General features: G+C 65.0%; 24 protein-coding genes. 6 read left to right on the top strand and 18 right to left on the bottom strand.

Features of this window, described 5'->3' with window-relative positions:
- A complete protein-coding gene (locus N2604_RS31055) occupies positions 1-975 on the bottom strand; it encodes an ABC transporter substrate-binding protein (RefSeq protein ID WP_260371823.1) in 975 nt (324 codons plus the stop codon).
- A gap of 87 nt (positions 976-1,062) precedes the next feature.
- Between N2604_RS31055 and N2604_RS31050 the strand changes: the two genes are divergently transcribed.
- Entirely contained in the window at positions 1,063-1,422 is a 360-nt protein-coding gene (locus N2604_RS31050; protein WP_260371822.1) for a hypothetical protein, read from the top strand.
- Between the two features lie 409 nt (positions 1,423-1,831).
- On the opposite strand, the gene N2604_RS31045 is transcribed toward N2604_RS31050, so the two are convergent.
- Positions 1,832-2,650: a quinoprotein dehydrogenase-associated SoxYZ-like carrier gene (locus tag N2604_RS31045; protein ID WP_260371821.1), complete on the bottom strand. Its 819-nt coding sequence runs from the start codon at positions 2,648-2,650 to the stop codon at positions 1,832-1,834.
- A 54-nt stretch (positions 2,651-2,704) separates the two neighbouring features.
- Positions 2,705-3,628: a quinoprotein relay system zinc metallohydrolase 2 gene (locus tag N2604_RS31040; protein WP_260371820.1), complete on the bottom strand. Its 924-nt coding sequence runs from the start codon at positions 3,626-3,628 to the stop codon at positions 2,705-2,707.
- 126 nt (positions 3,629-3,754) lie between these two features.
- Between N2604_RS31040 and N2604_RS31035 the strand changes: the two genes are divergently transcribed.
- Positions 3,755-4,639, top strand: a complete 885-nt coding sequence (locus N2604_RS31035) for a substrate-binding domain-containing protein (RefSeq protein ID WP_260371819.1) — start codon at positions 3,755-3,757, stop codon at positions 4,637-4,639.
- Positions 4,636-5,193 carry a PQQ-dependent catabolism-associated CXXCW motif protein gene (locus N2604_RS31030; protein WP_260371818.1) on the top strand — a complete coding sequence of 186 codons (558 nt, stop codon included), beginning with the start codon at positions 4,636-4,638 and terminating at the stop codon, positions 5,191-5,193. Before N2604_RS31035 ends, N2604_RS31030 begins: the two co-directional genes overlap by 4 nt.
- Positions 5,194-5,246: 53 nt before the next feature.
- On the opposite strand, the gene N2604_RS31025 is transcribed toward N2604_RS31030, so the two are convergent.
- The 6 genes from N2604_RS31025 to N2604_RS31000 all read right to left on the bottom strand — a co-directional run bounded on the left by N2604_RS31025 (position 5,247) and on the right by N2604_RS31000 (position 10,283).
- Positions 5,247-5,552: a copper-binding protein gene (locus tag N2604_RS31025; RefSeq protein ID WP_260371817.1), complete on the bottom strand. Its 306-nt coding sequence runs from the start codon at positions 5,550-5,552 to the stop codon at positions 5,247-5,249.
- Positions 5,553-5,688: 136 nt separating this feature from the next.
- Positions 5,689-6,303 carry a hypothetical protein gene (locus tag N2604_RS31020; protein ID WP_260371816.1) on the bottom strand — a complete coding sequence of 205 codons (615 nt, stop codon included), beginning with the start codon at positions 6,301-6,303 and terminating at the stop codon, positions 5,689-5,691.
- Positions 6,300-7,148 (bottom strand): ABC transporter permease, encoded by an 849-nt coding sequence (locus tag N2604_RS31015; RefSeq protein WP_260371815.1) that lies wholly within the window; start codon positions 7,146-7,148, stop codon positions 6,300-6,302. The genes N2604_RS31020 and N2604_RS31015 overlap by 4 nt, the downstream gene beginning before the upstream one ends.
- On the bottom strand, positions 7,145-7,951 hold the full coding sequence (locus N2604_RS31010; RefSeq protein ID WP_260371814.1) for an ABC transporter ATP-binding protein: 807 nt from the start codon (positions 7,949-7,951) through the stop codon (positions 7,145-7,147). Before N2604_RS31010 ends, N2604_RS31015 begins: the two co-directional genes overlap by 4 nt.
- The gene (locus tag N2604_RS31005; RefSeq protein ID WP_260371813.1) at positions 7,948-8,907 is read right to left on the bottom strand and encodes a YVTN family beta-propeller repeat protein; all 960 of its coding nucleotides are present in this window, start codon (positions 8,905-8,907) and stop codon (positions 7,948-7,950) included. The genes N2604_RS31010 and N2604_RS31005 overlap by 4 nt, the downstream gene beginning before the upstream one ends.
- A 194-nt stretch (positions 8,908-9,101) precedes the next feature.
- A complete protein-coding gene (locus tag N2604_RS31000; RefSeq protein WP_260371812.1) occupies positions 9,102-10,283 on the bottom strand; it encodes an ABC transporter substrate-binding protein in 1,182 nt (393 codons plus the stop codon).
- A 60-nt stretch (positions 10,284-10,343) separates the two neighbouring features.
- Between N2604_RS31000 and N2604_RS30995 the strand changes: the two genes are divergently transcribed.
- A complete protein-coding gene (locus N2604_RS30995; RefSeq protein ID WP_260371811.1) occupies positions 10,344-10,913 on the top strand; it encodes a DUF3280 domain-containing protein in 570 nt (189 codons plus the stop codon).
- Between the two features lie 94 nt (positions 10,914-11,007).
- On the opposite strand, the gene fghA is transcribed toward N2604_RS30995, so the two are convergent.
- Complete coding sequence (gene fghA / locus N2604_RS30990) at positions 11,008-11,853, bottom strand: S-formylglutathione hydrolase (RefSeq protein ID WP_260371810.1); 846 nt, start codon at positions 11,851-11,853, stop codon at positions 11,008-11,010.
- A 69-nt stretch (positions 11,854-11,922) separates the two neighbouring features.
- Complete coding sequence (locus N2604_RS30985; RefSeq protein ID WP_260371809.1) at positions 11,923-12,543, bottom strand: response regulator transcription factor; 621 nt, start codon at positions 12,541-12,543, stop codon at positions 11,923-11,925.
- 204 nt (positions 12,544-12,747) lie between these two features.
- Between N2604_RS30985 and N2604_RS30980 the strand changes: the two genes are divergently transcribed.
- Together N2604_RS30980 and N2604_RS30975 are read left to right on the top strand one after the other, a co-directional pair.
- Complete coding sequence (locus N2604_RS30980; RefSeq protein ID WP_260371808.1) at positions 12,748-14,100, top strand: histidine kinase; 1,353 nt, start codon at positions 12,748-12,750, stop codon at positions 14,098-14,100.
- Positions 14,101-14,263: 163 nt separating this feature from the next.
- Positions 14,264-16,735 (top strand): TonB-dependent receptor, encoded by a 2,472-nt coding sequence (locus tag N2604_RS30975; RefSeq protein ID WP_260371807.1) that lies wholly within the window; start codon positions 14,264-14,266, stop codon positions 16,733-16,735.
- A 12-nt stretch (positions 16,736-16,747) separates the two neighbouring features.
- Here N2604_RS30975 and N2604_RS30970 read toward each other — a convergent pair.
- The 7 genes from N2604_RS30970 to N2604_RS30940 form a co-directional block, all read right to left on the bottom strand.
- A protein-coding gene (locus N2604_RS30970) for an IS630 family transposase (RefSeq protein WP_260370534.1) occupies positions 16,748-17,690 on the bottom strand; the annotation gives its coding sequence in 2 pieces (ribosomal slippage) (positions 16,748-17,353 and positions 17,355-17,690; 942 coding nt in all).
- Positions 17,691-17,855: 165 nt separating this feature from the next.
- Entirely contained in the window at positions 17,856-18,881 is a 1,026-nt protein-coding gene (locus tag N2604_RS30965; RefSeq protein WP_260371806.1) for an ABC transporter permease, read from the bottom strand.
- Positions 18,878-20,395, bottom strand: coding sequence for a sugar ABC transporter ATP-binding protein (locus N2604_RS30960; protein ID WP_260371805.1), 1,518 nt, complete (start codon positions 20,393-20,395; stop codon positions 18,878-18,880). The genes N2604_RS30965 and N2604_RS30960 overlap by 4 nt, the downstream gene beginning before the upstream one ends.
- A gap of 33 nt (positions 20,396-20,428) precedes the next feature.
- Positions 20,429-21,382, bottom strand: coding sequence for a sugar-binding protein (locus N2604_RS30955; RefSeq protein ID WP_260371804.1), 954 nt, complete (start codon positions 21,380-21,382; stop codon positions 20,429-20,431).
- 348 nt (positions 21,383-21,730) lie between these two features.
- On the bottom strand, positions 21,731-22,642 hold the full coding sequence (locus N2604_RS30950) for an MBL fold metallo-hydrolase (protein ID WP_260371803.1): 912 nt from the start codon (positions 22,640-22,642) through the stop codon (positions 21,731-21,733).
- A gap of 83 nt (positions 22,643-22,725) precedes the next feature.
- A complete protein-coding gene (locus tag N2604_RS30945) occupies positions 22,726-23,931 on the bottom strand; it encodes an NAD(P)/FAD-dependent oxidoreductase (RefSeq protein WP_260371802.1) in 1,206 nt (401 codons plus the stop codon).
- A gap of 122 nt (positions 23,932-24,053) precedes the next feature.
- Positions 24,054-24,329: a hypothetical protein gene (locus N2604_RS30940; protein ID WP_260371801.1), complete on the bottom strand. Its 276-nt coding sequence runs from the start codon at positions 24,327-24,329 to the stop codon at positions 24,054-24,056.
- Between the last annotated feature and the right edge of the window lie 30 nt (positions 24,330-24,359).

Here is a 24,359-nt window from a genome sequence, read left to right as displayed (position 1 = left end):
TCAATCTCCGGGGACCGCGTGATAGAAGGTGCCGGGGTCGAGCTCGGCTGCGGGGCCGACGAGCTCGCGTCCGCCGATCTCGGCCAGCACGCGGTAGAGCACGCGCGCGTCCTTTTCCTCGTCGTCGATGCTCCGGCGCGGGATGCCGTCGCGGTAGCGGTCGCGGTAGGTCTTGAGCAGGGCAGTATCGCTCGTGCCGGTGAGCGGCGCGACCTTGTTCCAGGCCACATCCGAGGTCGCCAGCAGCTCCTTCGCCTTGCGGGTCATCGCGATGAAACGCGCGACTGCGTCCTTATGGCTTGCGGCCCAGCTCTCGTCGAAGACATAGCCGACCGCGGCAACCGCGCCTTTGGCGCCCAGCTTCGGCAAGATGTCCTCGATGCCGGTCAGGCGCCTGAAACCCTTGGCCTCGAGCTGGGCGCAGAAATTCCAGAAGTTGAGGCTCGCATCCATCTCGCCGTCCAGCGCCTTGGCGGCGATCAAGGGCGGGGCGCCGTAGACGATGGTTGCTTCCGACTTCAGGTCGATGCCGTCCTGCTTCATCCGCGCCTGCAGCAGCAGCCAGCTCTTGTCGATCGCCCCGCCAGCGACCGCAAGCTTGCGGCCCTTGAGGTCGGCGAGCGTCTTGATCGGCGAATTGGCCGGCACCATCACGGCGCCGAGCGCGCTGGAATAGGGATAGAAGGTGAGCTTGGCACCGAGCGCGCGCTCGCGTGACACCCACAGCCAGTCCGACAGGATGATGTCGGCGCTGCCGGCGCGCATCGCGATCTTGCCGGCCTCCGTGCTCGCGAGCTCGGTTACCTCCAGCGACAGGCCGGCCTCCTTGTCGAGGCCGGCGCTGCGGATCGCGGCCAGCTCCCACGAAAATGTTCCGGTCTTCTGCACCGCAAGGCGGATCGTATCCGCGGCGCCGGCCGGTGCGGCCAGCGTCAGCGCCGTTGCGAGCGCCAATAATCGTGCCAAAACTCTCATCACCTTGTGAGCCGTTTCCTCTGACAGAGTGCTTTTCAGCACAATAGGCATAGCATAGCCTTGGTCGCAACCAGCGGGAGGACGCGCATGAATTTGGCCGGACGGCTACGACCGATTGTCGCCGCATTGACGGCGCTCGCTGCGAGCGTATGCGTGGCACGGGCGGAAGAGGCCAACGATTATCCCACCGCGGCGCGCGCCGAATACGTCTATGGCTGCATGAAGGCCAATGGTGAGACGCGGTCCGCAATCGAGCAATGTTCCTGCTCGATCGACGTGGTCGCCTCGATCGTGCCCTACGAGCGCTATGTTACCGCCGAGACCGCGCTCAGCATGTCGCAAGTGCGCGGCAATCTCGGCGTGCAGTTTCGCACCTCGGAGCAGGCCAACTCGGCGGTGAATGACCTGAGGCGCGCGCAAGCGGAAGCCGAGGTGAGGTGTTTCTAAATTGTGCCGCGGTGTCTCACCCTCCCCTGGAGGGGGAGGGTCGATCGCGCGCAGCGCGAGCGGGGTGGGGTGATCTCTCCACTCGGGCAGTGTCGGATGCGGAGAGACCGTCACCCCACCCCGTCTCACATTTCGCTGCGCTCAATGTGAGCCGACCCTCCCCCTCCAGGGCAGGGCTATCGCATATGACTTGTGACGTCGGCCTGCGCGCACGCCTCGTCCTTCGAGACGGCGCTGACGCGCCTCCTCAGGATGAGGCTAATCAGCGTCAGTGCTCGTTGAAACTGCTGCCGCGCACTCCGCCCTCATCCTGAGGAGCCCGCCCAAAGCGGGCGTCTCGAAGGATGGCCGCCGGGAAAAGCTCTCAAAGCGATAGCCCTGCCCTCCAGGGGAGGGTGGTGCTCCTCGCTCACGTCCCCGGCTTCTCGACGTCCCATTCATTGCGGAACACGTGGCCGTCCGTGTCCTTCGCCTCAGCACGGAAACGCTTGGCGCCGTTGGAGACGTAGGTGAAACGCAGGTTGGGATCTTCCGAGATGGAGATGCCGCCGTCCATCGACAGCACAGGGCTGTCGTCCTGCGTCAACTTGAGCTGGTTGATGAAGAAGGCGGGGATATAGAGCTGCGTGACCTGGTCCATCTGCAGGCCGGAATTGTTGGGATGGCCGATCATGATCTGCGCTTCACGGATGCGGCTAGCCGGACCGTCCTCTCGGGCGAATTGCCGGTAGCGCATCTGGCCGAGCCGGTTCTTGGCTTCCTCCACGTTCTTTGCCGCCGGCGCCGAGCAGCCGCCGGAGGCCTTCACATAGACTTTCGAGACGTAGAGCTGGCCGTCGCTGAGCTCGGCCACGGCGTGCACGTCGGTGTAATTGTTGACGCGCACGCGGGTCGAGATTTCCGTGACATTGGCATCCATGCCGAGCTCGAACTTCGCGGCCATCGGCGCGGGGTTGCGGTCGATCACCAGCGTGATCGAACGGATGCGTCTGCTGTCGGCGGGCGACAGCTTGCTGCGCAGCGTCACCGGCACGATGGCGGCATCCTCGGCGCGATAGGGCATCTCGATGCCGATGACCTCGGCGCCGTCGTTCATCGGCCGGTTGCTGAAGATGTCCTGCACCAGGCCCGGCCAGGGATCGTAGGCCTCTTCCGCCTGCGCCGGCGCGGCCAAGCCGATGCCGATGAGCAGGGCGATCAGGGGCAGGCGGCGTGTGCATCCCGTCATGGTCGTGCTCCTCGGATCAAGCGAAGCTGATCTCCTGCCAGCGTAGCGCGCCCGCTATTCCCATTCAATTTCCGAGAATGCTGCAGTTGCGTTGCGAGCGTTGTAGTCCTCGAACAGCTGCCAGTGCTGCCGCTCCTCAGCGGCCGCTTTGTCCGCAGCAGTGCGGATCGGCGCGCCCTTTTTGTTCAGGGCGCGGACGTCGGACAGCAGCGTTGACAGGTAACGCCGTTCTTCGCTCAGCGCCGCAGGCCAGTCGCCCACGGGGCCGTGACCGGGAACAACGCGCAGCGCCGGGACCGTCTCCAACTCTTTGAGCGTGGCGAGCCAGCCGCGAATGCTGCCGTCCATCACCGGAAGGTGGCGGAGAAAGACGAGGTCGCCGGCAAGGAGGGTTTTGGTGGTCTCGTCGAACACGGTCAGATCGTTGTCGCTGTGCCCGGCCGGCCATGCCCGCAGGGCCAAGCGGCGTGAACCGAGATCCAGCGTCAGCGTGTCCGTCACGAGCAGGGTCGGCGGCACGATCTTCACCGGATCGATCAACTCGGCGCCCATGATGCGTCTGAAATTGTCGAGATAGAACGGCCCGCGGCTCGCCAGCGCTTGCGGCAGCCTGCTGTGGCCGACGAAGCTGGTTCCCTCCGCCACGAAGGCGGCATTGCCGAAGACGTGGTCGGGATGGCCATGGGTGTTGATGACATAGCGGATCGGCTTCTGCGTACGCGCGCGTACCGCCGCCAGCAGCGCTTCGCCTTCGCGCAGGCTGCCGCCGGTGTCGATCACGGCCACCGCATCATCTCCCACGATGAAGCCGACATTGGCGATATCGCCCTCATTCTCGCGGCTCATCAGCGCGATGGTCCCGGAGTGTACGAAGATTCCCGGCGCGACTTCGCTCACAGGCAATTCGGCCGTCCAGGCGCGTGCTAGCGTCGCTGCTACCAGGGACAAGGCTGCGATCACGAGAGCGATGCGAGACACTTTTCCGCCTCAGTTCAAAGGATTGGCCTCATTGCACTGCAACAAGGCAAACCCGGCAAAAGTTGGCATACGTGGCGCGTCATGCGTTGCATGGATAACATTCAAACAAAACGAGGAGGAAGCGCGATGACGCAGGCCCGACGACATCGTCGCTGGTGGTTTTCACTCTGGATCGTGCTCGCATCCTGTGCGTTCGGCGATATCGCCATCGCGCAGACCAGCGAGACCGGAGATCTCTCATTCGAGCTGGTCGATCCGAAGGTGCTGCGCGTCTGCGCCGACCCGCGCAACCTGCCTTTCTCGAATGAGAAGGGCGAGGGCTTCGAGAACAAGCTCGCCGAGTTTCTGGCGGACAAGCTGCAGAAGAAGCTCGATTACGTCTTCTTCCCGCAGGCCTCCGGCTTCGTGCGCATGACGCTGGGTGCGCATCGCTGCGACGTCATTATGGGCTTCCCGCAGGGCGACGACCTCGTGCAGGGCACCAATCCCTATTACCGCACGACCTATGCATTGGTCGCCAAGACCGGCAGCGGGCTCGAGGACGTCGACACGCTGGAGGACGCACGCCTGAAGGGCAAGCATATCGGCATCGTCGCCGGCACGCCGCCGGCGACGAATATGGCGTTGGCAGGCCTGATGGGCGACGCAAAACCCTATCCGCTGATGATCGACACACGCTTCGACAATTCGGCGCAGGCCATGATCGAGGACCTCACTGCCGGCAAGATCGACGCCGGCGTGCTGTGGGGACCGATGGCCGGCTATTATGCGAAGAAGGCCGGCTCCGCGCTGCACGTCACGCCGCTGGTCAAGGAGACGACCGGGCCGAAGCTGGTCTATCGCATCGGCATGGGCGTGCGTCCTGCCGACCAGAACTGGAAGCGGCAGCTCAATCGGGTCATCCAGGAGAACCAGGGCGAGATCAACAAGATCCTGCTCGATTTCGGCGTGCCGCTGCTGGACGAGAGCAACCGGCCGCTCGGCGCGGAGACGGCCAAGAAGGCGCCATGAGCCGGCCGCCTGCCGCTGCGTTCGTCGTTGCCCTGCTGGTGGCGCCGGCGTTGGCGCAGCAGCAGGAGCCGTTCGAGCCCGAGGGCTATCGCACCGACAATTACCGCGCGCCGGTGCCGGCGACGCTTGCCGGCGCGCGCGTGCTCACGACCGGCGAGGCGGAGGCGATCTGGCGTGCGAACAGCGGCGCCTTCGTCGACGTGATGCCGCGCCCGCCGAAACCGAAGAACCTTCCTGCGAGCACGGTGTGGCGCGATGCGCCGCGCAGGAACATTCCGGGCAGCCTCTGGCTGCCGGACACCGGCTACGGCAACTTGCCGCCGGCCATGGACGATTATCTCCAGCGCGGCCTCGCGCGCGCCTCACGCGGCGACAAGGCCGCGCTGCTGGTGATCTATTGCCTCGCCGATTGCTGGATGTCCTGGAACGCCGCCAAGCGCGCATTGGGGTACGGCTATTCCAATGTCGCCTGGTATCCGGACGGCACTGACGGCTGGGAGGGAGCAAAACTTCCGACCGAGGAAGCGCAGCCGGAGCCGCGCCCAGATCAATAAGGATTGGGCGTAGGTGCTCTGCCTGTCCTGCCAGCGGGAGACGAAAGACAGTGCTACGGCTTCTGCTTCTGCAACTTCGTCAACGTGCCCGTGCCGTTGGTCTCGGTCGCGGAATAGCTCACCCTGTCACCGGCATGGACGGCATCCAGCATCGCGGCATCCTTGGCCTTGTACTCCTGCAGCGCGCCGGCGCTGCTTGCGCTGGCGCCGACCGTACCTTTCTGCGTCTGCTGGATCGAGATCGTGCCGTTGAGCCGATCGATCCGCGTGATCATCCCGGTCATGTCGTCAGCGAAGGCGCTGGTTGCGAGCATGCTGAGGACCGCAGCGCCCGCGAACATGAATCTTGTGGTTCCCATCGCGGCCTCCCGACGTCTGGAGTTCACTTCGACAAGCCATGATAAATCGATTTGGTTCCGGCAGATAGCGCGGCGAAAGGTTAACGTTGCTGAGGCGATTGCGGGAACTTTTCGTGAGCCGTCAGCGCAACTGACGCTATTCCATTTCCTGCTGGATCACGCGTCCGAGCGCGAACAGGCGCTGGTCGATCGAGGTTGGAACCTCGCAGACGAAGCGCACCACCTTGTGGCGGTCCTCGAAGATCCGGGTCTTCCAGATCAGCTCGTTGCTGAGCGCCTCGACCTTCGCCTCGTCACGTGGCGTCGCACTCTGGAGGGACTGGAGCTGAAGCGTGTCCTCGCGGATCTTGTCGGCGGCATCGCGCTGCTTGCGGCTGACGCGTTCGAGCCCATTCATGACCTGGGCGCGCTGGGCGCTGAGCGTGTCGAACAGGCCGGCGAACAGCAGCCTGGCGTTCGCGGACTTGTCGGCAGCGGAACCTGCGAGAAACTCCTTCACCAGCTTTTCCGCCTCATCCAGCGGCGTCTTGCGCGCCGCCAGTTTCGCGACGAGCGCGCTGATCCTGGCGTCGTCCTTCCATTTGTTCTGGACGTCGTCGAGCGGCGGACCAGCCCACACGGCGGCCAGCGAGATCTCCGGCACCTTGGCCTGGGTGCACGGCCAGTCCGGATAGCGCGGATCGGCAGCGTGCGCCGCCGTGCTCGCAACAGCGAGCACCAGGACAGCACTGGCCAGAACCCGAACCGTCATCCTTCGCCTCCCGCAGGCCCGCGTCGCGCCAGCCCGCGCGAGGGATCATAGGCCAGGATCGCGCCGATCATGAAGACGATTGTGCAAATAGCGACCACCGCCAGCGAGATCCAGTTGACCTGACCATACAGCGCGAAGCGGATCAGCTCGACCGCATGGGTGAACGGATTGGCCTCGCAGAGGTAATAGAGATAGGGGCTGCCCTCCTGCACCCGCCAGAGCGGGTAGAGCGCGGAGGAGGCGAAGAACATCGGGAAAATCACGAAGTTCATGACACCGGCGAAGTTCTCCAGCTGCTTGATGCCCGACGAGATCAGCATGCCGAGCGAGCCCAGCATCAGCCCCGACAGGATCAGCGCCGGCAGCACGGTGAGATAGCCCTGGGGCGGCGGGGTGATGTCCCAGAGCCAGGCGATCAGCAGGAACGCATAGACCTGGAGCAGCGATACCGCGGTGCCCGCGAGCAGCTTGCAGAACAACAGGAATCCACGCGGCAGCGGGCTCACCAGCAGGGTGCGCATGTTGCCCATCTCGCGGTCATAGACCATCGACAGCGAGGACTGCATGCCGTTGAAGAGCTGGATCATCGCCATCAGGCCGGGCGCGATATAGACCTCGTAGAGGATGTAGGTCTCGTAAGGCGGGATGATGGAGATGCCGAGCACCTGGCGGAAGCCGGCGGCAAAGATAAACAGCCACACCAAGGGACGCACCAGCGCCGAGACGAAGCGCTCGCGCTGATGCAGGAAGCGCAGGCCCTCGCGCCAGACGATGCCTGTGAGGCAGGTCATGTACTCAGCGAACGAGAAGCCGCGCGGCGCCTCGCGCGTTGTGATGCTGCTCATGCGCCGCCTCCCGGCATGATTTGCGCGCCGGTCAAGCGCATGAAGGCGGTATTGACGTCCTGCGCACCCGCTTCCGCGACGACGCGGCTCATCGGCCCCTGAGCCAGCACCTTGCCCTGGTGCAGCACCACGAGATCGTCGCTGGGCATGATCTCGTCGAACAGGTGCGTGGCCCAGAGCACGCCGATGCCTTGCTCGGTCACGAGCTGGCGGACGTGGCTGATGATGTCCGCGCGTGCCTTGACGTCGAGGCCGACAGTCGGCTCGTCGAGCAGCAAGAGACGCGGCCTGTGCAGCAGCGCCCGGGCAATCTCCAGCCGCCGCATCTGTCCGCCCGAGAGATCGCGTACCTTGCTCGCAGCGCGATCGACAAGGCCGATGCGGCCGAGCAGCTCGGCGCTGCGCAGCGAGGCCTCGCGGCGGCCGATGCCGTGCAGCGCGGCGTGATAGAGCAGGTTCTGCGTCAGCGACAGGTCGAGGTCGAGCGTGCGGGGCTGGAACACGACCCCGAGCAGCCGCAGCGCCTCGCCGGGGCTCTTGCTGACGTCGTGCCCGAAAATGCCGACGCGGCCGGACTGGATGCCGAACAGGCGCGTGATCAGCGAGAACAGCGTGCTCTTGCCGGCGCCGTTGAGGCCAAGCAGCGCCGTGAAGCTCGCGGGCTGCACATTGAAGGACACGTCCATCAATGCGCGTCGCGGACCATAGGCATGGCTGACGCCGTCGATCGACAACGCCGGCACCGTGGCCGCTCCCGGTCTCGGCGTCTCCTGCGGTTCGGCGATCGGGGCGGGGCTGGTCATGGCGCGATCGTGATGCCCCAGGGCAGCTCGCCCACCTGAATGGTCTTGATCACCTTCTGCGCGGCGACGTCGATGACGGAGACGTCGTTCGACACACCGTTGGTGGTGAGCAAATATTTCTCGTCCGGCGTGAACGCCATGTGCCAGACCCGCTGTCCGACCAGGAGATATTTCGTCACCTTGCGCGAGGCGACATCGACCACAGCGATGCGGTTGGCGGGGCCGAGCGCGACGAACGCGGTCTTGTCGTCCTTGGTCATGCCGATCCCGACCGGCTGGATCGCCTCCTTCCGCAGGCCCGGAATCTCGAACGTGACCTTGCCGATCACCTCGTGCTTTTTGGGGTCGATGATCGAGACGGTGCCGCCGATCTCCGACGATACCCACACTTCCGACGAATCGTGCTTGTACTCGGCAAAGCGCGGCCGCGCGTCCACCAGCACGTTGGCGACGATCTGGCGCGTGGCGGTGTCGATGAAATGCGCCATGTTGGTGGTTTCGGAGGTATTGATCAGCGTCCTGCCGTCAGGGCTGATGGTCATGCCTTCGGGCTCGACGCCGACCTGGATGTCGCCGAGACGGGCGCGCTTCTCGAGGTCGATCACGGTCACCGTGTTGTCGTTCTCGTTGGCGACATAGAGGGTCTTGCCGGCGGCATCCTGCGCGAACAGCTCGGGGTCAGGTCCGGAGGGCAGGCTGTCTACCACGCTTTGCGTCTTGGCGTCGATCACCTGGATGGTGTCGTCGTCACCGACCGCGACCATCACGAACTTGCCGTCGCGGGTGAAATCGATGCCTCGCGGGCGCTGGCCGACCTTGATGGTCTTGGTCACGGTCCAGCTGTCGGTGTCGATCACCGAGACCGTGTTGCTCTTCTCGTTCGAGACATAGGCGATGAAAGCATGCGCGGGTGGTGCGGAGGTCGCCAGAACCACTAGCAACGCTGCTCTTAGCATGTGCGATCTCTGTCCGCGGGTGGTGCTCACCTCCCCCGCTTGCGGGGGAGGTCGTATCGCATCGACAGATGCGATACGGGAGAGGGCTCTCTCTTGGGGGTCCTCGCGAGCGGAGAGACCCTCTCCCCAACCCTCTCCCGCAAGCGGGAGAGGGAGCGCACCATCTCTGCGGTGACTCTGTCGCATCACAATGCTCATTTCAGCTTGCATTTGCTCTCCGGGCGATCGTAGCCGAGCGTGTCGAGCTCGGAGACCTGGTGCAGAAATCCTTCCTGCGGCGACACCGACACCACCATGCGGCCGTCGACCAAGAGGATCGGCTGGCGCAGCTGCCAATTCCAGTCGCGCAAGGTCAGCCGCGTGCCCTTGAAGGCGGCGACGGAGAAATCCGGGCCCTTGATGAAATCGGTGACCTTCTTGACCTCGCCGGAATTGGTGCGCGAGGTGGCTTCGCCGATCATGCGCACCGCCGTCCAGGCCTGCATGTCGAGCGCCGTCATTCGCCGCGAATTCAGCTTGATGAAGCGGTTCTGCATCTGGATCGCGCCCCACTGGTCCTGCGATGCGTCCCAGCTGCGCGGCACGAGGCCGGCCGAGCCCGCGATCGGGCGCGGATCCCAGGTGCGATAGGGCAGATAGGCGCCGAACACCTCGCTCTCGTCGGCGGCGACCAGCACGTCATAGGCCGGCGCCTGTTGCGTGAAGACAGGAATCTGGCGCTGGATCTGCGTCACGCCGCTGTCAGTGCGCCGCGCGCCGCCCTTATCCTCGAAGGTCCGCTCCTGCACGATCTTGGCGCCGAACCGCGCCGCGGTACGCCGGAGCGCATCGGCGAACAGCCTGTCCTCGTCGTGCGAGCCGACCACCAGCAGCCAGCGCGACCACTTCTTCCACACCAGATATTGGCCGAGCGCGTCCGCCAGCATCGCGCGTGTCGGCGCGGTGTGGATGACGTTGGCGCGGCAATCGGCCTCGCGCAGCCGATCGTCGATCGCGCCGGCGTTGAACAGCAGCGTGCCGCGGTCGCGCAGGGCGTCCGCGACCTTCAGGAGCGCATCGGCGGGCAGATCGGCGATGATGAAGCCGTTCTTCTCGGCGAGCGCGGTCGCGGCCTGCGCCACGTCCTCGCCTTCCCTGATGCGGCGCTCCTCCAGCGTGAAGCGCTGGCCCGTGAATTTCCCGGTGGTGTTGTTGTCCTCGATGGCAAGGCGCGCGCCGGCGACGCCGTCATTCTCGGCGGGCTGCTCGACCAGCGACAGCGTCGATCGGGTGCCGGCGATTCCGAGATAGCCGACGCCGACCGTGACAGGATCGGCCGCCAGCGCGCTCGTCGCGGCAAGACCAAAGCCGATGAGGCCGGCCAACCATCGGATCATGCTTCCTCCGGACGATCTCCCCGGCTTGACCGCCGGTGAAGAATTGTCTCTGCTTCAAGCATGACCAATTTGTCAGGCCATGCAACCCCGCATTTCGTCCCCCCGCGCGCGCGGTCGGGAATCACGATCATGCGAGCATTATTGGCGATCGCAGCTTTGCTGTTGACGGGCTCGGCCGCGCTTGCCGACCCGCCGAAGCTCGCGGTGTTCGATTTCGAACTGATCGACACCAGCCTGCCGGGCGAGTTCTACGGCTCCAAGCCGGAAGAGGCGCGGCTCGTGCGCATCAGCGAGCAGCTGCGCAAGGAATTGGCAGAGTCGGGCCGGTTCCTGGTGCTCGACATCGCACCGGTAAGGGAGGCCGCCCGTCACGCGAACCTGCAGGCCTGCGGCGGCTGCGACCTCAAGCTCGCCGCGCAGCTCGGCGCCGATTTGGAGATCACCGGCCTCGTGCAAAAGGTCTCGAACCTGATCATCAATCTCAATATCTATCTGCGCGACGTGAAGACCGGCAACATGATCACCGCCGCCAGCGCCGACATGCGCGGCAACACGGATGAATCCTGGTCGCGCACGATGAGTTATCTCATCCGCAACCGCCTGCTGGCGCCGAACTACGGCAAGCCGTGAGTAGGGGACTCTTACCCTCTCCTGGAGGGGGAGGGTCGATCGCGCAAAGCGCGAGCGGGGTGGGGTGACAGTCTCTCCTTTGAGGCGGTGCTGATCACGCCGTCAATCTTGCTGCATGCCAATGCAGATGATCGCTCATGAAGGTCGAGATGAAATAATAGCTGTGGTCGTAGCCCGCTTGGCGCCGCAGCGTCAGCGGGATGTCCGCCTTGGCGCAGGCGGCCTCGAGCAGCTCGGGCTTGAGCTGCTCCTTGAGGAAATTGTCGGCCTCGCCGATGTCGACCAGGAAGCCGGAGAATTTCGCGCCGTCCTCGATCAGCGCCACCGTGTCGTGGTTGCGCCAGGAATCCTTGTTCGGCCCGAGATAGCCGGTCAGCGCCTTGATGCCCCAGGGCACGAGCGAGGGCGCCACGATCGGAGCAAACGCGCTGGCTGCGCGAAAGCGGTGCGGGTTGCGCAGCGCCACCGTCAGCGCGCCGTGGCCGCCCATCGAATGTCCCATCACCGATTGCCGCCTGGCATCGACCGGGAAGTTCTCCGCAACGAGCTTCGGCAGCTCGTCCGTGACATAGCTCCACATGCGATAATTGCGCACGAACGGCTCTTGCGTGGCGTCGACATAGAAGCCGGCCCCGAGGCCGAAATCATAGGAATTGTTGGCATCGCCCGGCACGTCGGGACCGCGCGGTGAGGTGTCGGGCGCGACGAAGATCAGGCCGAGCTCGGCGCAGGCCTTGCGGAATTCGCCTTTCTCGGTGACGTTGGCATGCGTGCAGGTGAGCCCGGAGAGGTACCAGACCACGGGCAGCTTGGCCCCGTCCGCATGGGGCGGGATATAGACCGAGAACACCATGTCGGTTCCGGTCGCCTGGCTGGCATGGCGATAGACGCCCTGCACGCCCCCATAGGATTTGTTGGTCGAGACAGTCTGAATCGTCATGCCCAAGGACTCCGTGGCATCTCACCACATCAAGATTGCAACGCTTGTGTGACCGAATTCGTGGCGTCCTCAGGCCACGCCGCTGTCGATCGCCAGCCGCACCAGCTCGACCGAGGTCTTCACCCCGAGCTTCTGGCGCATGATGGACGAGGTATTGGCCACCGTCTTGTAGGACGATTGCACCAGCCACGCGATCTCGGACAGGCTCTTGCCGGCGCTGAGCAGCCGCAGGATCTCCATCTCGCGCGCGTTCAGCTTCGACAGCGGGTTTTGCGCCAGCGTCGGCCCCGCAAAGGCGATGCTGCGCGCGATCGCCGTCGGAAGATAGGTGCCGCCGCTTCCGACGGCGCGGATCGCCTCGACGAGGTCGTCGGGGTCGCCGGTCTTGGAGACATAGCCCTTGGCGCCGCACTCGATCGCGCGCGCGGCGAAGGCGGGGTCGTCATTCATGCTGAACATGATGATGCGGGCCTCGGGCGCGCGCCCGAGGATGCGGCGCGCGAGCTCGAATCCGGAGACGGTCGGCAAATTGATGTCGATGATGCAGAGGTCGGGACGTTCGACGATGAAGACGCACTCGCCGTCTTCGGCGTCGGCGGCCTCCAGAATCTCGATCTCGCCTTCGTCGGCCAGCACGGCACGGCAGCCGGAGGCGACGATGGGATGATCGTCGACGATCAGAATGCGCATAGGCGTTCCTCGCGACAGCCACGTCCCCTAGAGCTTGCCTGTTCTGCGCCGCACGAGGCTGACCAGACAAGACGCGCGTCTCGTGTCGCCTCATGCAACCCGGCCGGGATTGCTGTACGCTTCCGATTAGATATCGGGCGGTTCGCCTCTGTCAACGTCATCGGACAGGCGCGGCCAACCCTTCGCGAGGCACGAGCAAGACCAATGTGGCAGAATCTTTCCTTGCGCGGGCGCATCAACCTCTTGCTGGCGTTGCTGCTGGCATTGGGGCTCGCGGTCAATATCGGCCGCCAGGTCGCCGAGGCCGGCCCGCGCGTGCAGGCCGAGGACCAGAGCGTGATCCGCCTCGCGCGCGAATTCATCGAGATGATCGTTGCGGATCTCAACGAGGCGCCCGATCCGGATGCCAGGCTGAACCAGATCGCCCGCGATCTCAGCCGCCTGCGCCATGTCAGCATCGCGCTGCACGATTCCGGTGGGAACCCACTGACGCCGCCCCGGCTCGGCGCCGATACCGATACGCGCGGCCCGCCGGCCTGGTTCGTCAGCCTGGTTCATCCCGAGCAGACCGCGGTCAGCGTGCCGGTCCCGCTCCGCGGCAAGCCCGGCTCGCTCGTGATCACCTCGCATCCCGACGACGAGATCGCCGAGATCTGGGACGCCATCGTAACCCAGCTCGAGGTCGGCTCGGTGATCGCGCTCGCGCTGTTTCTCTTGATGATGAAGGTGGTCGGCCGGGCGCTGGCACCGCTCCAGTCGCTGGCGGAGGCAATGGCGAAGCTCGAAGGCGGACATTACGATGCCCGTGTTGCGCCGGACGGCGCGCCGGAACTCGCCGCGATCTGCACCAAGCTCAACCACCTTGCCGCCACGCTTCATGAGGCGGTCGAGGACAAGCGGCGTCTTGCCGAGCGTGCGGTGTCGCTTCAGGACATCGAGCGCAAGGAGATCGCGCGCGAGCTCCATGACGAGTTCGGGCCTTATTTGTTCTCGCTGCGCGCGCATGCGAGCGCGCTGGCGAAGCAGGCGGACGGACGCGACCCGAGTGCGGATGCCGTGCGAAAACATGGCAGCGCCATGCTGGAGCAGATCAATGCACTGCAGCAGTTCAATCGCCGCGTGCTGGAGCGGCTTCGGCCCGTGGGCCTTGCCGAGCTCGGCCTGCGCCAGGCGCTCGAATCGCTGTCGCGGCTGTGGCGGGAGTCGCGTCCCGACGTCGCGATCGAGACCGTGATCTCGCCGGCGCTGGGCGCAACCGGCGAGACCGCCGATCTCACCATCTATCGCATCGTGCAGGAGGCGCTCACCAATGTGTTCCGCCACGCCGGCGCGACCTCGGTCAGCGTCGTCATTGAGCCGGTGGAGCAGGCCGGCGGCCGCTTCTGCGCCCGGGTGCGGGTCAGCGACAACGGCCGCGGCATGGAGCCGGGCCAGAAGCTCGGCTTCGGCCTCGTCGGCATGCGCGAGCGGATCCTGGCGCTCGGCGGCACACTCAACGTCGTCTCCGGTGACGGTGGTGTGACCGTGGAAGCGCTGGTGCCGACAGCGGCAACCTGATCGCCCCCGAAGCGATCGGGAAAAATTCCCGATTTGGTCGGGAAAATGGGTGCGGATTGGACCCGACCTTTTGTGGCTGGCGTCCCCATTGCGGCCGAATAAACTCGTCTCGACCAATCGGCGGAAATCAAAACAGCCGGTGGTCACGGATGGGAAGGCTGGGATGGGCAAGGTTGTTTCGTTCAAGCGTGCTTTGTTGATGGCTTCGGTGTCGACCGGGCTGGCATCGGGCTTGGTCTATGCGACCCCTGCCGGGGCCACGCCGGACGAGGAGACCAACGTCCAGAACCTCCCGCCGGTCGAGGTCTCCGCACCACCGCCGGCAACGCGGCGCGCGGCGCCGTCGCGACCGGTTGCGCGCGTGGGAGCGCCGGCATCCGCCGCGCCCAGGACACGGATCTACGTCTATCCGACCTCGCCGGGCATCGGCCGGGGTCTCGACGTCGACAAGGTCCCGTCGGCGATCAATGCCGTCGATGCCAACCAGATCAGGCGTACGGGGTCGCTGAACGTCACGGACGCGCTGCGCGACAACATCGCCGGCGTCAATATCAGCGAAGTCACCGGCAATCCGTTCCAGCCGGACGTCGAATTCCGTGGCTTTGTCGCGTCGCCCGTGACCGGCACGCCGCAAGGCCTTGCGGTGTACCAGAACGGCGTCCGCATCAACGAGGCATTCTCGGATGCCGTCAATTGGGACCTGATCCCCACCGCCGCGATCAGGTCGGTGACGCTGGTGACCAACAACCCGGCCTTCGGCCTCAATGCGCTCGGCGGCGCGATCAACCTGCAAATGAAGGACGGCTTCACCTATCAGGGCGCCGAGCTCGACCTCATGGGCGGATCGTTCGGCCGCATCCAGGGCTCGGCGCAATGGGGCAAGCAGGTCGACCAGACCTACGCCGTCTATGCCGCTCTCGAAGGACTGCGCGACAACGGCTTCCGCAATTTCTCCCAATCGACGGTGCGGCGCTTCTACGGCGATGTCGGTTACAAGGCCGGCGACAGCGAATTCCACGCCAATATGGGCGTCGCCAAGAACGATTTCGGCGCCAGCGCCACCGTACCGGCCGAGCTGCTCGACAGATTTTGGGGGGCCACCTACACCACGCCGCAGACCACTTCCAATCGCGTCGGCTATCTCAACCTGACCGGCAAAGTCGAGGCGACGCCGACCTGGACGCTCGAAGGCACCGCTCATGTGCGCAGATACGAGCAGAAGGTGGTCGACGGCAACCCGACCGACGTGCAGGAATGTGGTGCGGATCCGGCGCTGCTGTGCTTCGGCGATGACACCACCGCGGCGAACGGCGCGGGTGGCGTGCAACTTGCCAATCCCTTCGCGCCGGGAACCATCCTCGGCGAGATCGACCGGGGCTCGATCCGTTCGACCACTTTCGGCGTGTCGGGGCAGGCGACCAACACCGATCAACTGTTCGGCCACGACAACCGCTTCGTGATGGGTGCAACCTACGACGCCAGCGTCACGCGCTACAACGCCACCGCCGAGATCGGCTCGATCGGAGAGAACTACGTCGTCAGCGGCAGCGGCGTTTTCCTGGGACCGACTCCTGCCGCAGATCCCGTCGCCGGCCCGGTCTCGCTGCGGACCGTCAACCAGTACAACGGCCTCTATGCGATGGACACGTTCAACGTCACGGATGCTTTCGCCCTCACGGGCGGCGGCCGCTTCAACGTGGCGCGGATCTCGTTGGAGGACCAGCTCGGCACCGCGCTCAACGGCGATCACACCTACACCCGCTTCAACCCGATCATCGGCGGCACCTACAAGATCACGCCCGAGCTCACCGCCTATGCCGGCTATTCCGAGGCGAACCGCGTGCCGACGCCGCTCGAGCTCGGCTGCGCCGATCCCGCCAGGCCCTGCCTGCTCGCGGCGTTTCTGGTCGCGGATCCGCCGTTGAAGCAGGTCGTCTCCAAGACCGTGGAAGCCGGTTTTCGCGGCACCAAGGAGCTGAACATCGGCACGCTCGGATGGAAGGTCGGCGGCTTCCGCGCCACCAATTATGACGGCATCGTCGCGGTGCCTGTCGTCGGGCGGACCGGCTTTGGCTATTTCTCCAATGTCGGCCGCACAAGGCGGCAAGGGCTCGAAGCCGAAGTCAGCATCAAGTCGCCCTCACTGCAGGTGCAGGCGAGCTATGCGTTCGTCGACGCGCGCTTCCTTGACCCGCTCGAGCTTGGCTCGGAGAGCCCGTTCAGAGATCCCGCCACCGACACCATCCAGGTCAGGCCCGGCAATCAGATCCCCGCGATCCCGCGCCACCGCGTCAAGGTCGGCGTCGACTACGCCGTGACCGACGTCTGGAAGGTCGGCGGCAACGCGCTGTTCGTCTCCAGCCAATATCTCGTCGGCGACGAGTCGAACCAGTTCGCGAAGCTGCCGTCCTACACGGTGTTCAATCTCCGCAGCTCCTACCAGGTGACGAAGAACATCCAGCTCTATGGCCGCGTCGACAACATCTTCGACAAGCGCTACGCGACCTACGGACAGTTCTTCGATACCGGGGCCTTGCCCAACTTCACCAACGGCGGCAATGCCTTCACTGACCCGCGCTCGCTCAGCCCGGCACGGCCGCGCGCGTTCTACGCGGGCATGCGGGTGACGTTCTAGAGCATGATGTTTTTATACGGAAACGTAGCCTGAGTTTTTGAAGTAGTTGGTGCACTCCGTCTCGGAGAAGAGATCGAGGAGTTCACCAGCCTTTCTCCAGGTTGCCTCCACGTCACGGGGCTCGGCGGCTCGCATGAGGTGTTTGAGTTTGGCGAAGACCTGCTCGATCGGATTGAGGTCAGGGCTATATGGCGGCAAGAAGATGCGGTGGGCGCCTCTGGCGCGGATGGCTTGGCGAGCCGCTTTGCCCTTATGGCTGCCAAGATTGTCGAGAACGACGATCTCGCCCGGTGCGAGGGTGGGTGCCAACACCTTCTCGACGTACAGCGTGAAGAGCTCACCATTGATGGGACCATCGATCACCCAAGGCGCGCTGATCCGATCGTGACGCAGCGCCGCGATGAAGGTCATGGTCTTCCAATGGCCGAAAGGTGCAGATGCTTGGAGGCGCTGTCCACAAGGCCCCCAGCCGCGTAGCGGCGCCATATTGGTCTTGATCCACGTCTCGTCGATAAAAACCAACCGTGCGACGTCGATCCTGCCTTGATGTGCTTTCCAGCGGGTCCGCTTACGGACGACGTCTGGGCGATCCTGCTCGGCCGGTAGAAGCGTTTTTTTTGAAGCTGAGCCCCTCGGCGTGAACAAAAGTCCACACCGCCCGCACGTCTGTCTTGATCCCCCGTGCAGCCAGCTCCTGCGTCAGCTTGCGCAAGGTGAATGGCCCCGAGCGAATGCGTTTGCGCAGCCAGTCGGCGTTGGCATCCGACAGAACCCGCTTCTTGTGGCCGCCGATCTGGCCGGGCGCCAGGCCTCCGGTATCCCGCCTCAGATTCTTCCACTTCGTCACGCAGGAGGGGCTGATCTGGAGCGCCTCGGCAATCGAACGAACCGTTTCCCCTGCGTCAGCTCGCGCCAAAGCCCGTTCCCGGATGTCTTCCGAATAGGGTCGCGTCATCCATGCTGGCCTCCGCCCTCCAGCATGGATGTTGAATCAGAAATCGCTCCCAGTGGGAATCCCGATTCCAGTCAAAAACAACATGCTCTAGATCTGTTGGAAGTGCCGGCGTCCTCTCGTGGGGGGCCATCTATGTCGGCCACAGGTTCGCGCAAACCCTCTCCTTCACTCCACCTTCACTCTTTCGAGCGGAGCCGCCGCGACGCTCGCCTGCACCCGGCCTTTGGCCGTACTCACGCGGTGGCGTCGCTGCACCAGATACTGATCGCCGAGCACGCCGGCCAGGATTACCGTTCCCATCACCGCGAAATTGAGCGAGCTCGGAATACCCAGCAGGTTGACCAGATTCTGCAGCACCTGGAGCAGCACGGTGCCGAGCACGACGCCGATGATCGAGCCTTCGCCGCCGCGCAAGGAGCAGCCGCCGAGCACGGCGGCGGCGATGGCGTAGAGCTCGTAGAACGAGCCGTGCACGGCCGGCGAAATCGAACGGGTGTACATCGCGATCAGGATCGCCGAAAATGCAGTCAGCCCGCCACAGATGACATAGGCCGAGACGATCACGCGGTTGGTGCGAATGCCGGAGTAGCGTGCCGCTTCCTCGTTCTTGCCGACGGCAAAGAGATAGCGGCCGAACACCGAGCGGTGAAGCACCACCCAGGCGATCACGGCCACCACGGCGAGCGCCACCACGCTGTGCGGCAGCGGGAAGCCGAGCACGTTGGTGCGGCCGGCGGCCAGCCATTCCAGCGTCGGAAAGCTCGCGCCGAAGCCGAAGCCCGCCGTCGCGTCCTCGGTGTAATAGCGCGCCGCGCCGCGATAGATCAGCAGGCCGCACAGCGTGACCACGAAAGCCTGGATCCGCATCCTGGTCACCAGCGTGCCATGAACGAGGCCGATCACGAGCCCGGCCGCGACGATCATCGCGAGGGCTACCACCCAGTTGACGTCGTGATTGACGATGAGGTCGATGAACAGGACGCCCAGCAGTGCGATCACCGAACCGACCGACAGCTCGATCCCGCCGATGATGATGATGAAGGCTTCCGCGATGGAGAAGATGCCGAACAGCCCGATCTGGTTGGCGGTGTTGGAGAGATTGCCGACGAACAGGAATCTGGGATTGATCAGGGCGACGACGGTCCCGACCACCAGAATCAGAACGAGAAGGCTCAGGTCTTTCTTGCTCAAGGTCCCTCCGCCTCGATTGTGTGGCCGACGGCAAGCTGCAGCACATTGTGCTCACTGAACTGGCTGCGATCAAGGAAACCCGAGATCGCGCCTTCATGCATCACCGCAAGCCGGTCGCTGACCCCGATCACCTCCTCCATGTCGCTGGAGATCATCAGGATCGCCACCCCGGCATCGGTCAGGCGGCGCAGCATGCCGTAGATCTCCTGCTTGGCTCCGACATCGACCCCGCGCGTCGGCTCGTCGACAATCAGCACCTTCGGCTGCATCGACAGCCATTTGGCGAGCACGACCTTCTGCTGGTTGCCTCCCGACAGAGAGCCGACGGCGGTCTTGACGTCGGGCGCGCGGATCTTGAGGCGCTCGCGCTGACGCACCGCATTGTCGTTCTCGCGCGCGGTATCCACCAGCCAGAAGCGCATATAGGACGCCAGATCCGGCAGCGAGATGTTTTCGGTGATCGAGACGTCGAGCAGCAGGCCCGCGCCCTTGCGGTCCTCCGGAACAAGATAGACGCCTTGCTCGATCGCGGCGCGCGGGCTTGCGATCCGGATCGGCTCGCCATCGAGTCTTATCGCGCCGCCACGCAATCGGTCGATGCCGAACACGGCACGCGCCAGCTCGGTGCGACCGGATCCGACGAGACCGGCAAGTCCGAGGATCTCGCCGCGGCGGATCGACAGGCTCACGGCGCGGCCGGGATAGGTGTCGGTGACGGCATCGACGATCTCGAGCACGCTGTCGCCGGGCGGCGCGGCCGGGGGAACGTAGAGCGATTTCAGGTCGCGGCCGATCATCAAGCGGATCATCGCCGCGGGAGAGAGCTCCGCACGCGTCAGTGAGCCGACCACGCGCCCGTCGCGCAGCACGACTGCGCGGTCGGCGCACTGCATCACCTCGTTGAGCCGATGTGTGATGAAGACGACGCTGACGCCATGGGCTTTCAGGCCGGCCACGGTCCGCATCAAGCGGTCCGTCTCGGCGAGCGTCAGGCTCGAGGTCGGCTCGTCCATGATGACGAGACGAGCATCGAGCGAAAGCGCCTTCATGATCTCGACGAGCTGGCGCTGCGCCAGCGACAGTTCGGCGAGCGGCGCATCGGCCGGGAAATCGCAGCCCAGCCGCTCCAGCAGCGGCGCGACATCGGCATACATCCGTTTGCGGTCGATCAGCCGCAAGGGCCCGCCGTGCACGGGCTCGCGGCCGATGAAGACGTTGCCTGCGACATCGAGATTGTCGAACAGGTTCAGCTCCTGATGGACGAAGGCGATTCCCGCCTTGATCGCATCCGCCACGGTGAGCGAAGATCGCGCGGCGCCGTCGACACGGATGATGCCGCCGCTCGGCTCCACGACGCCGCCAAGCACGCGCATCAGCGTCGACTTGCCGGCGCCGTTCTCGCCGATCAGCGCAATGACCTCGCCGGGCGACACCTGGAGACCGACGTGGTCGAGGGCGACCACGCCTGGATAGCTCTTGCTGATGTCAACCAGTTCGAGAAACGGTTCTGGCATGGCAGGCTGCGCGGCGGGCAGCGCGGATCTCTCCTATTTCTTCAGCATCTGCTTCATCGAGGCCATGAAGTCATCGACATTCGCCTTTTCGATGACCTTGCCGGGCACGATGATGATGCCGTTGGCCGGAATGCCGGACTTCTCGCCGCCGATGTAGCTCGCCATCAGCTTCATGCCCTGATAGCCCCATTCGAACGGCTGCTGCACCACCGTGCCGACGATGCTGCCTTCCTTGACGCCGCCGAGCGTGATCGGATCCTCGTCAAAGCCGATGATCTTGATCTTGTCGAGCTTGCCGGCCTCCTTGAGCACCTCGTAGATCCGCGGCGTGTTGTAGGAGTAGAAGCCGACGAGGCAGCTCACATCGGGCATGGCGGCAAGGATGTCCTCGACGTTGCGCTTGGCGCGGGTCTGGTCGATCTCGTCGCCGCGAACGTCGACGAGCTCGACCTTCGAGCCCTTGATCGTCTCCTTCACGCCCTCGATGCGCTCGCGCGCGTTGTCGGCACCGGGCAGGCCGACGAAGCCGACGCATTTGCCGCCGTTCGGCAGCGCCTTGACCATCAGCTTTCCTGCCTCCTTGCCGAGGTCGGTGTTGGAGGAGCCGATGTAGGCCACGCGCTTGGACTGCGGCGCGTCGCTGTCGGTGGTGAACAGCACCGTCTGGGACGCCACCTTGTTGAGGTGCTCGGTCTGGTTCTTCGGATCGACCGCGCTGACCATGATGCCGGCGGCACCGGCGGCGACGAGGTCGTCCATCACGCGCTGCTGCACGGCGGCCGCAGCCTGTTCGGGATATTTGAACTGGAGCTCGTAGTTGGGCAGCTCGCCCTGCGCCTTCTTCATCCCGGCCTCGGCGATCTTCCAGAAGTCGGATGCGCCATTGACGACGAAGGCCAGAACCTTCTTGTCCGCCGCACCGGCCGAGCCAACCCCCGCTGCAATCGCGAAGGCAACAGACATACCTGCAACCAAGAGACGCTGCATATCATTCCTCCCGTAAGGCGGTCGGCCGTTTTCGATGGCCAACTCTGCTTGAGCCCAGATTGGGCGCATGCCTCACCCTCAGCGGCGCGGAAGTCGGCCGCCACCCGCAACGTTGCGGCAGAGGCGGGTCACCGACCCGGCCGGCGAGGTGAAATGAGGCACGTACCTCAAGCTAGCAGAAGCCCGCAGGGCGCGCAATTGGAAGCAGCGGTCCGGACGCCAACCTCGGCGCTGAGGTGGTGTCGTGCCTCACGAGACGGCCATGGGCATTCGACCGAGCATGCGGGCAGCAGGCGCTGACGCCTCCTTCTCCCACAGGAGGAAAAGGAAGCGCAGCATGCACTCGGCTCAGTAGTCCCAGAACACGGGCACCCAGCGGAAGGCGTCGCCATCGATCGCGACCCGTCCGACCGACGGGAACGGCAGGTGCGTGGCCACCAGCATCTCGCCAGTCTCGGCAAGCTCCCGCAGAAGACGGGTCCGCACGCGCGCCGCCTGCTCGGGATCGTGTTCGAAACCGTTGTGCCAGTCGGGCTGGTCGAACCCGACGGCGAACACGGCGTCGCCGGCAAACGTCAGCGCCTCGCCGCCGGACGCGATGCGAACTACGCTGTGCCCGGGAGTGTGACCGCCGGTGCGGCGTGCGACGACACCCGGTGCAACCTCGTGCGCCTCGTCGAACGGCCTGAGCTGGCTGCCATACGCTTTCACGAACTGCTTGGCGGTCGCCCGCAGCGCATCGGGGAAGCCCTGAGGCATGTTGGTGTGAGAGAAATCAGGTGCTTCCCAGAACTTGACCTCCGCCGCCGCGACGTGGATCCGCAGGCCCGGGCGCAGCCGCTGCTTCACGCCGTCGACGAGCAGCCCGCCGATGTGGTCCATGTGCATGTGGGTCAGCACCAGATCGGTCACGGAGGAAAGATCGATGCCGGCGGCCTCCAGTCGCTTGATCAACTGCCCGGCCCGCGGCAAGTGCAAGTTCGGGTCGGACCCGAGGCCGGCGTCAATGAGAATGGTCTTGCCGCCGCTCCGCACCATGACCGCATTCAGTGCCCAGTCGAAAGCATCAGGCGGCAGGAACATGTCGCGCAGCCAGGCTGCCCGATCGGCCGGGGCGGCGTTGTGTGCCAACATGGTGGTCGGCAGCGGCAGAACGCCGTCGCTGACCACGAGCACGTCGATCTCACCGACCTTGAGCGCGTAGCGCGAGGGCACGAGCTCTTCGGGTTTCGCGGCGTATGAGGTGTTGTGGAGGTTCATATTGTTCTCCTGTTTCATGCTGCTGGCTGATCTTGTTGATCAGGCCGCGCAGCCAGGGAGCGCGGCCGTCATGGCGTCGTGCGTTAGAGGCTGGTCACGCGTTCCGGATCGGCCGAGGCGAGCGCGGCAGCGCGTTCGGCCTTCGGCGGATAGATCCAGACGGTGTTGATCTCCCGCTTCGTCTTCTTGGCGACGTCGCCGACCATCTCGACCTTGCGCTCCCACCCGCGCGTGAACACTGCGCCGGCTTCGCCGAGATCGAGACAGGTGACGTAGGCCCTCTGGTGGTACGGCCTGGTCGGAGCGCCGAGCAGCTCGGCGGCGGCATTGTTGCCCGCAAAGGCGCCCATCCGCGTGGCGTGCTGGCACGACATCAGCGCGTAATTGCCCTCGTCGTCGCAGGCGGCACGGGCCGCATCGCCGGTTGCGAAGACGCCCTCGACGCCTGGCACCCGCAAACAGGGGTCGACCAGCAACCGGCCGAAATTGTCGCGCTCGGCGGGAATCTGCGCCGTCAAAGGAGCCGCGCGAATCCCCGCAGCCCAGATCACTGTCTCGGTTTCGATGTGCTCACCGTTGGACAAGGTCACGCCGGACGCGTCGAGCGAGGCCACCCCGGCGCCGAGGCGGGTTTCCACGCCGAGCTTGTGGAGGGCGCTCTCGATGACCGGCCGCGGACCTTCGCCCATGTCGGGTGCAATCGCGCTGTTTCGCTCGACGATGATGACGCGGGTCTTGGCATCCGGGCCGAGGATGGCGCGAAGCCGCGCCGGCATTTCGGTGGCCGCCTCGATGCCGGTGAAGCCGCCGCCGGCGACGACGACCGTGTCGCGTCCGTTCACGGCCGGCCGCTTGGCGAGGCCATGCAGGTGCCTGTCGAGCGCAATCGCATCGTCGAGCGAATCGACGCTGAAGCCGTGCTCGGCAAGACCCGGAATGTTCGGGCGGAACAGCCGGCTGCCGGTGGCGACCACGAGGCGATCGTAAGAGAGCATCTTCTTGGTGCCCTTGGCCGTGGCGATCCTCACCATGCGGGATTGGGTTTCCACCGTGTCGACGCTGCCCTGAACATAGGTGACGTCGATCGCCTTGAGCACGTCGAGCAACGGTGCCGTCAAGGTTTCGGGATGTTGTTCGTACAGCCGCGGGCGGACGACCAGCGTCGGCGCGGGCGCGACCAGCGCGATCTCGAGTTGATCGGGCGAGACTCCCTGGATGTCGCGCAGGCGGGCAGCGGAAAGAGCGGCATACATGCCGGCGAAGCCGGCGCCGATGATGACTAGTCGCATTGATGGTCTCCTCTGGTTGATCTTCCTGGACACGAGGCGCGTTGCCGCCGCCGCGACGGGTTCGCGGCAGGCTCTGTTGCGGTCAGCAACGGCGCGAGGGGTTGAAGCGGACTTTTGGGCGCTTAATGGAGGGGGCAGCCGGGCGACTGGGAGCTCTGCGACCAGCCCTGACGAGAAACGATGGAGGGCGCGGGCTTGCGGCCCCAGTCCTGATAGGCAAGGCGGGGGCCGTCTCCGGTCACGACAGACATCGCCGGATCGGTGCGTCGTATGTCCGCCTCGTCACCTGCGGCTGAAGTGAAGCGGACCGTCAGCGAAAGGCCGTACACGATTGCGGCCGCGACACCCTTGCGTGATGAAATGGCTGCCAGCCGCTGGACGACATCTTTCCAGATCATCATCTGTCTCCGTCGTGAGATTGGACATGA

The organism is Bradyrhizobium sp. CB1015 (assembly GCF_025200925.1).
Classification (GTDB): domain Bacteria; phylum Pseudomonadota; class Alphaproteobacteria; order Rhizobiales; family Xanthobacteraceae; genus Bradyrhizobium.
The sequence above is the reverse complement of the archived record's forward strand: the minus strand, read 5'-3'. Positions and strand labels throughout refer to the sequence as shown.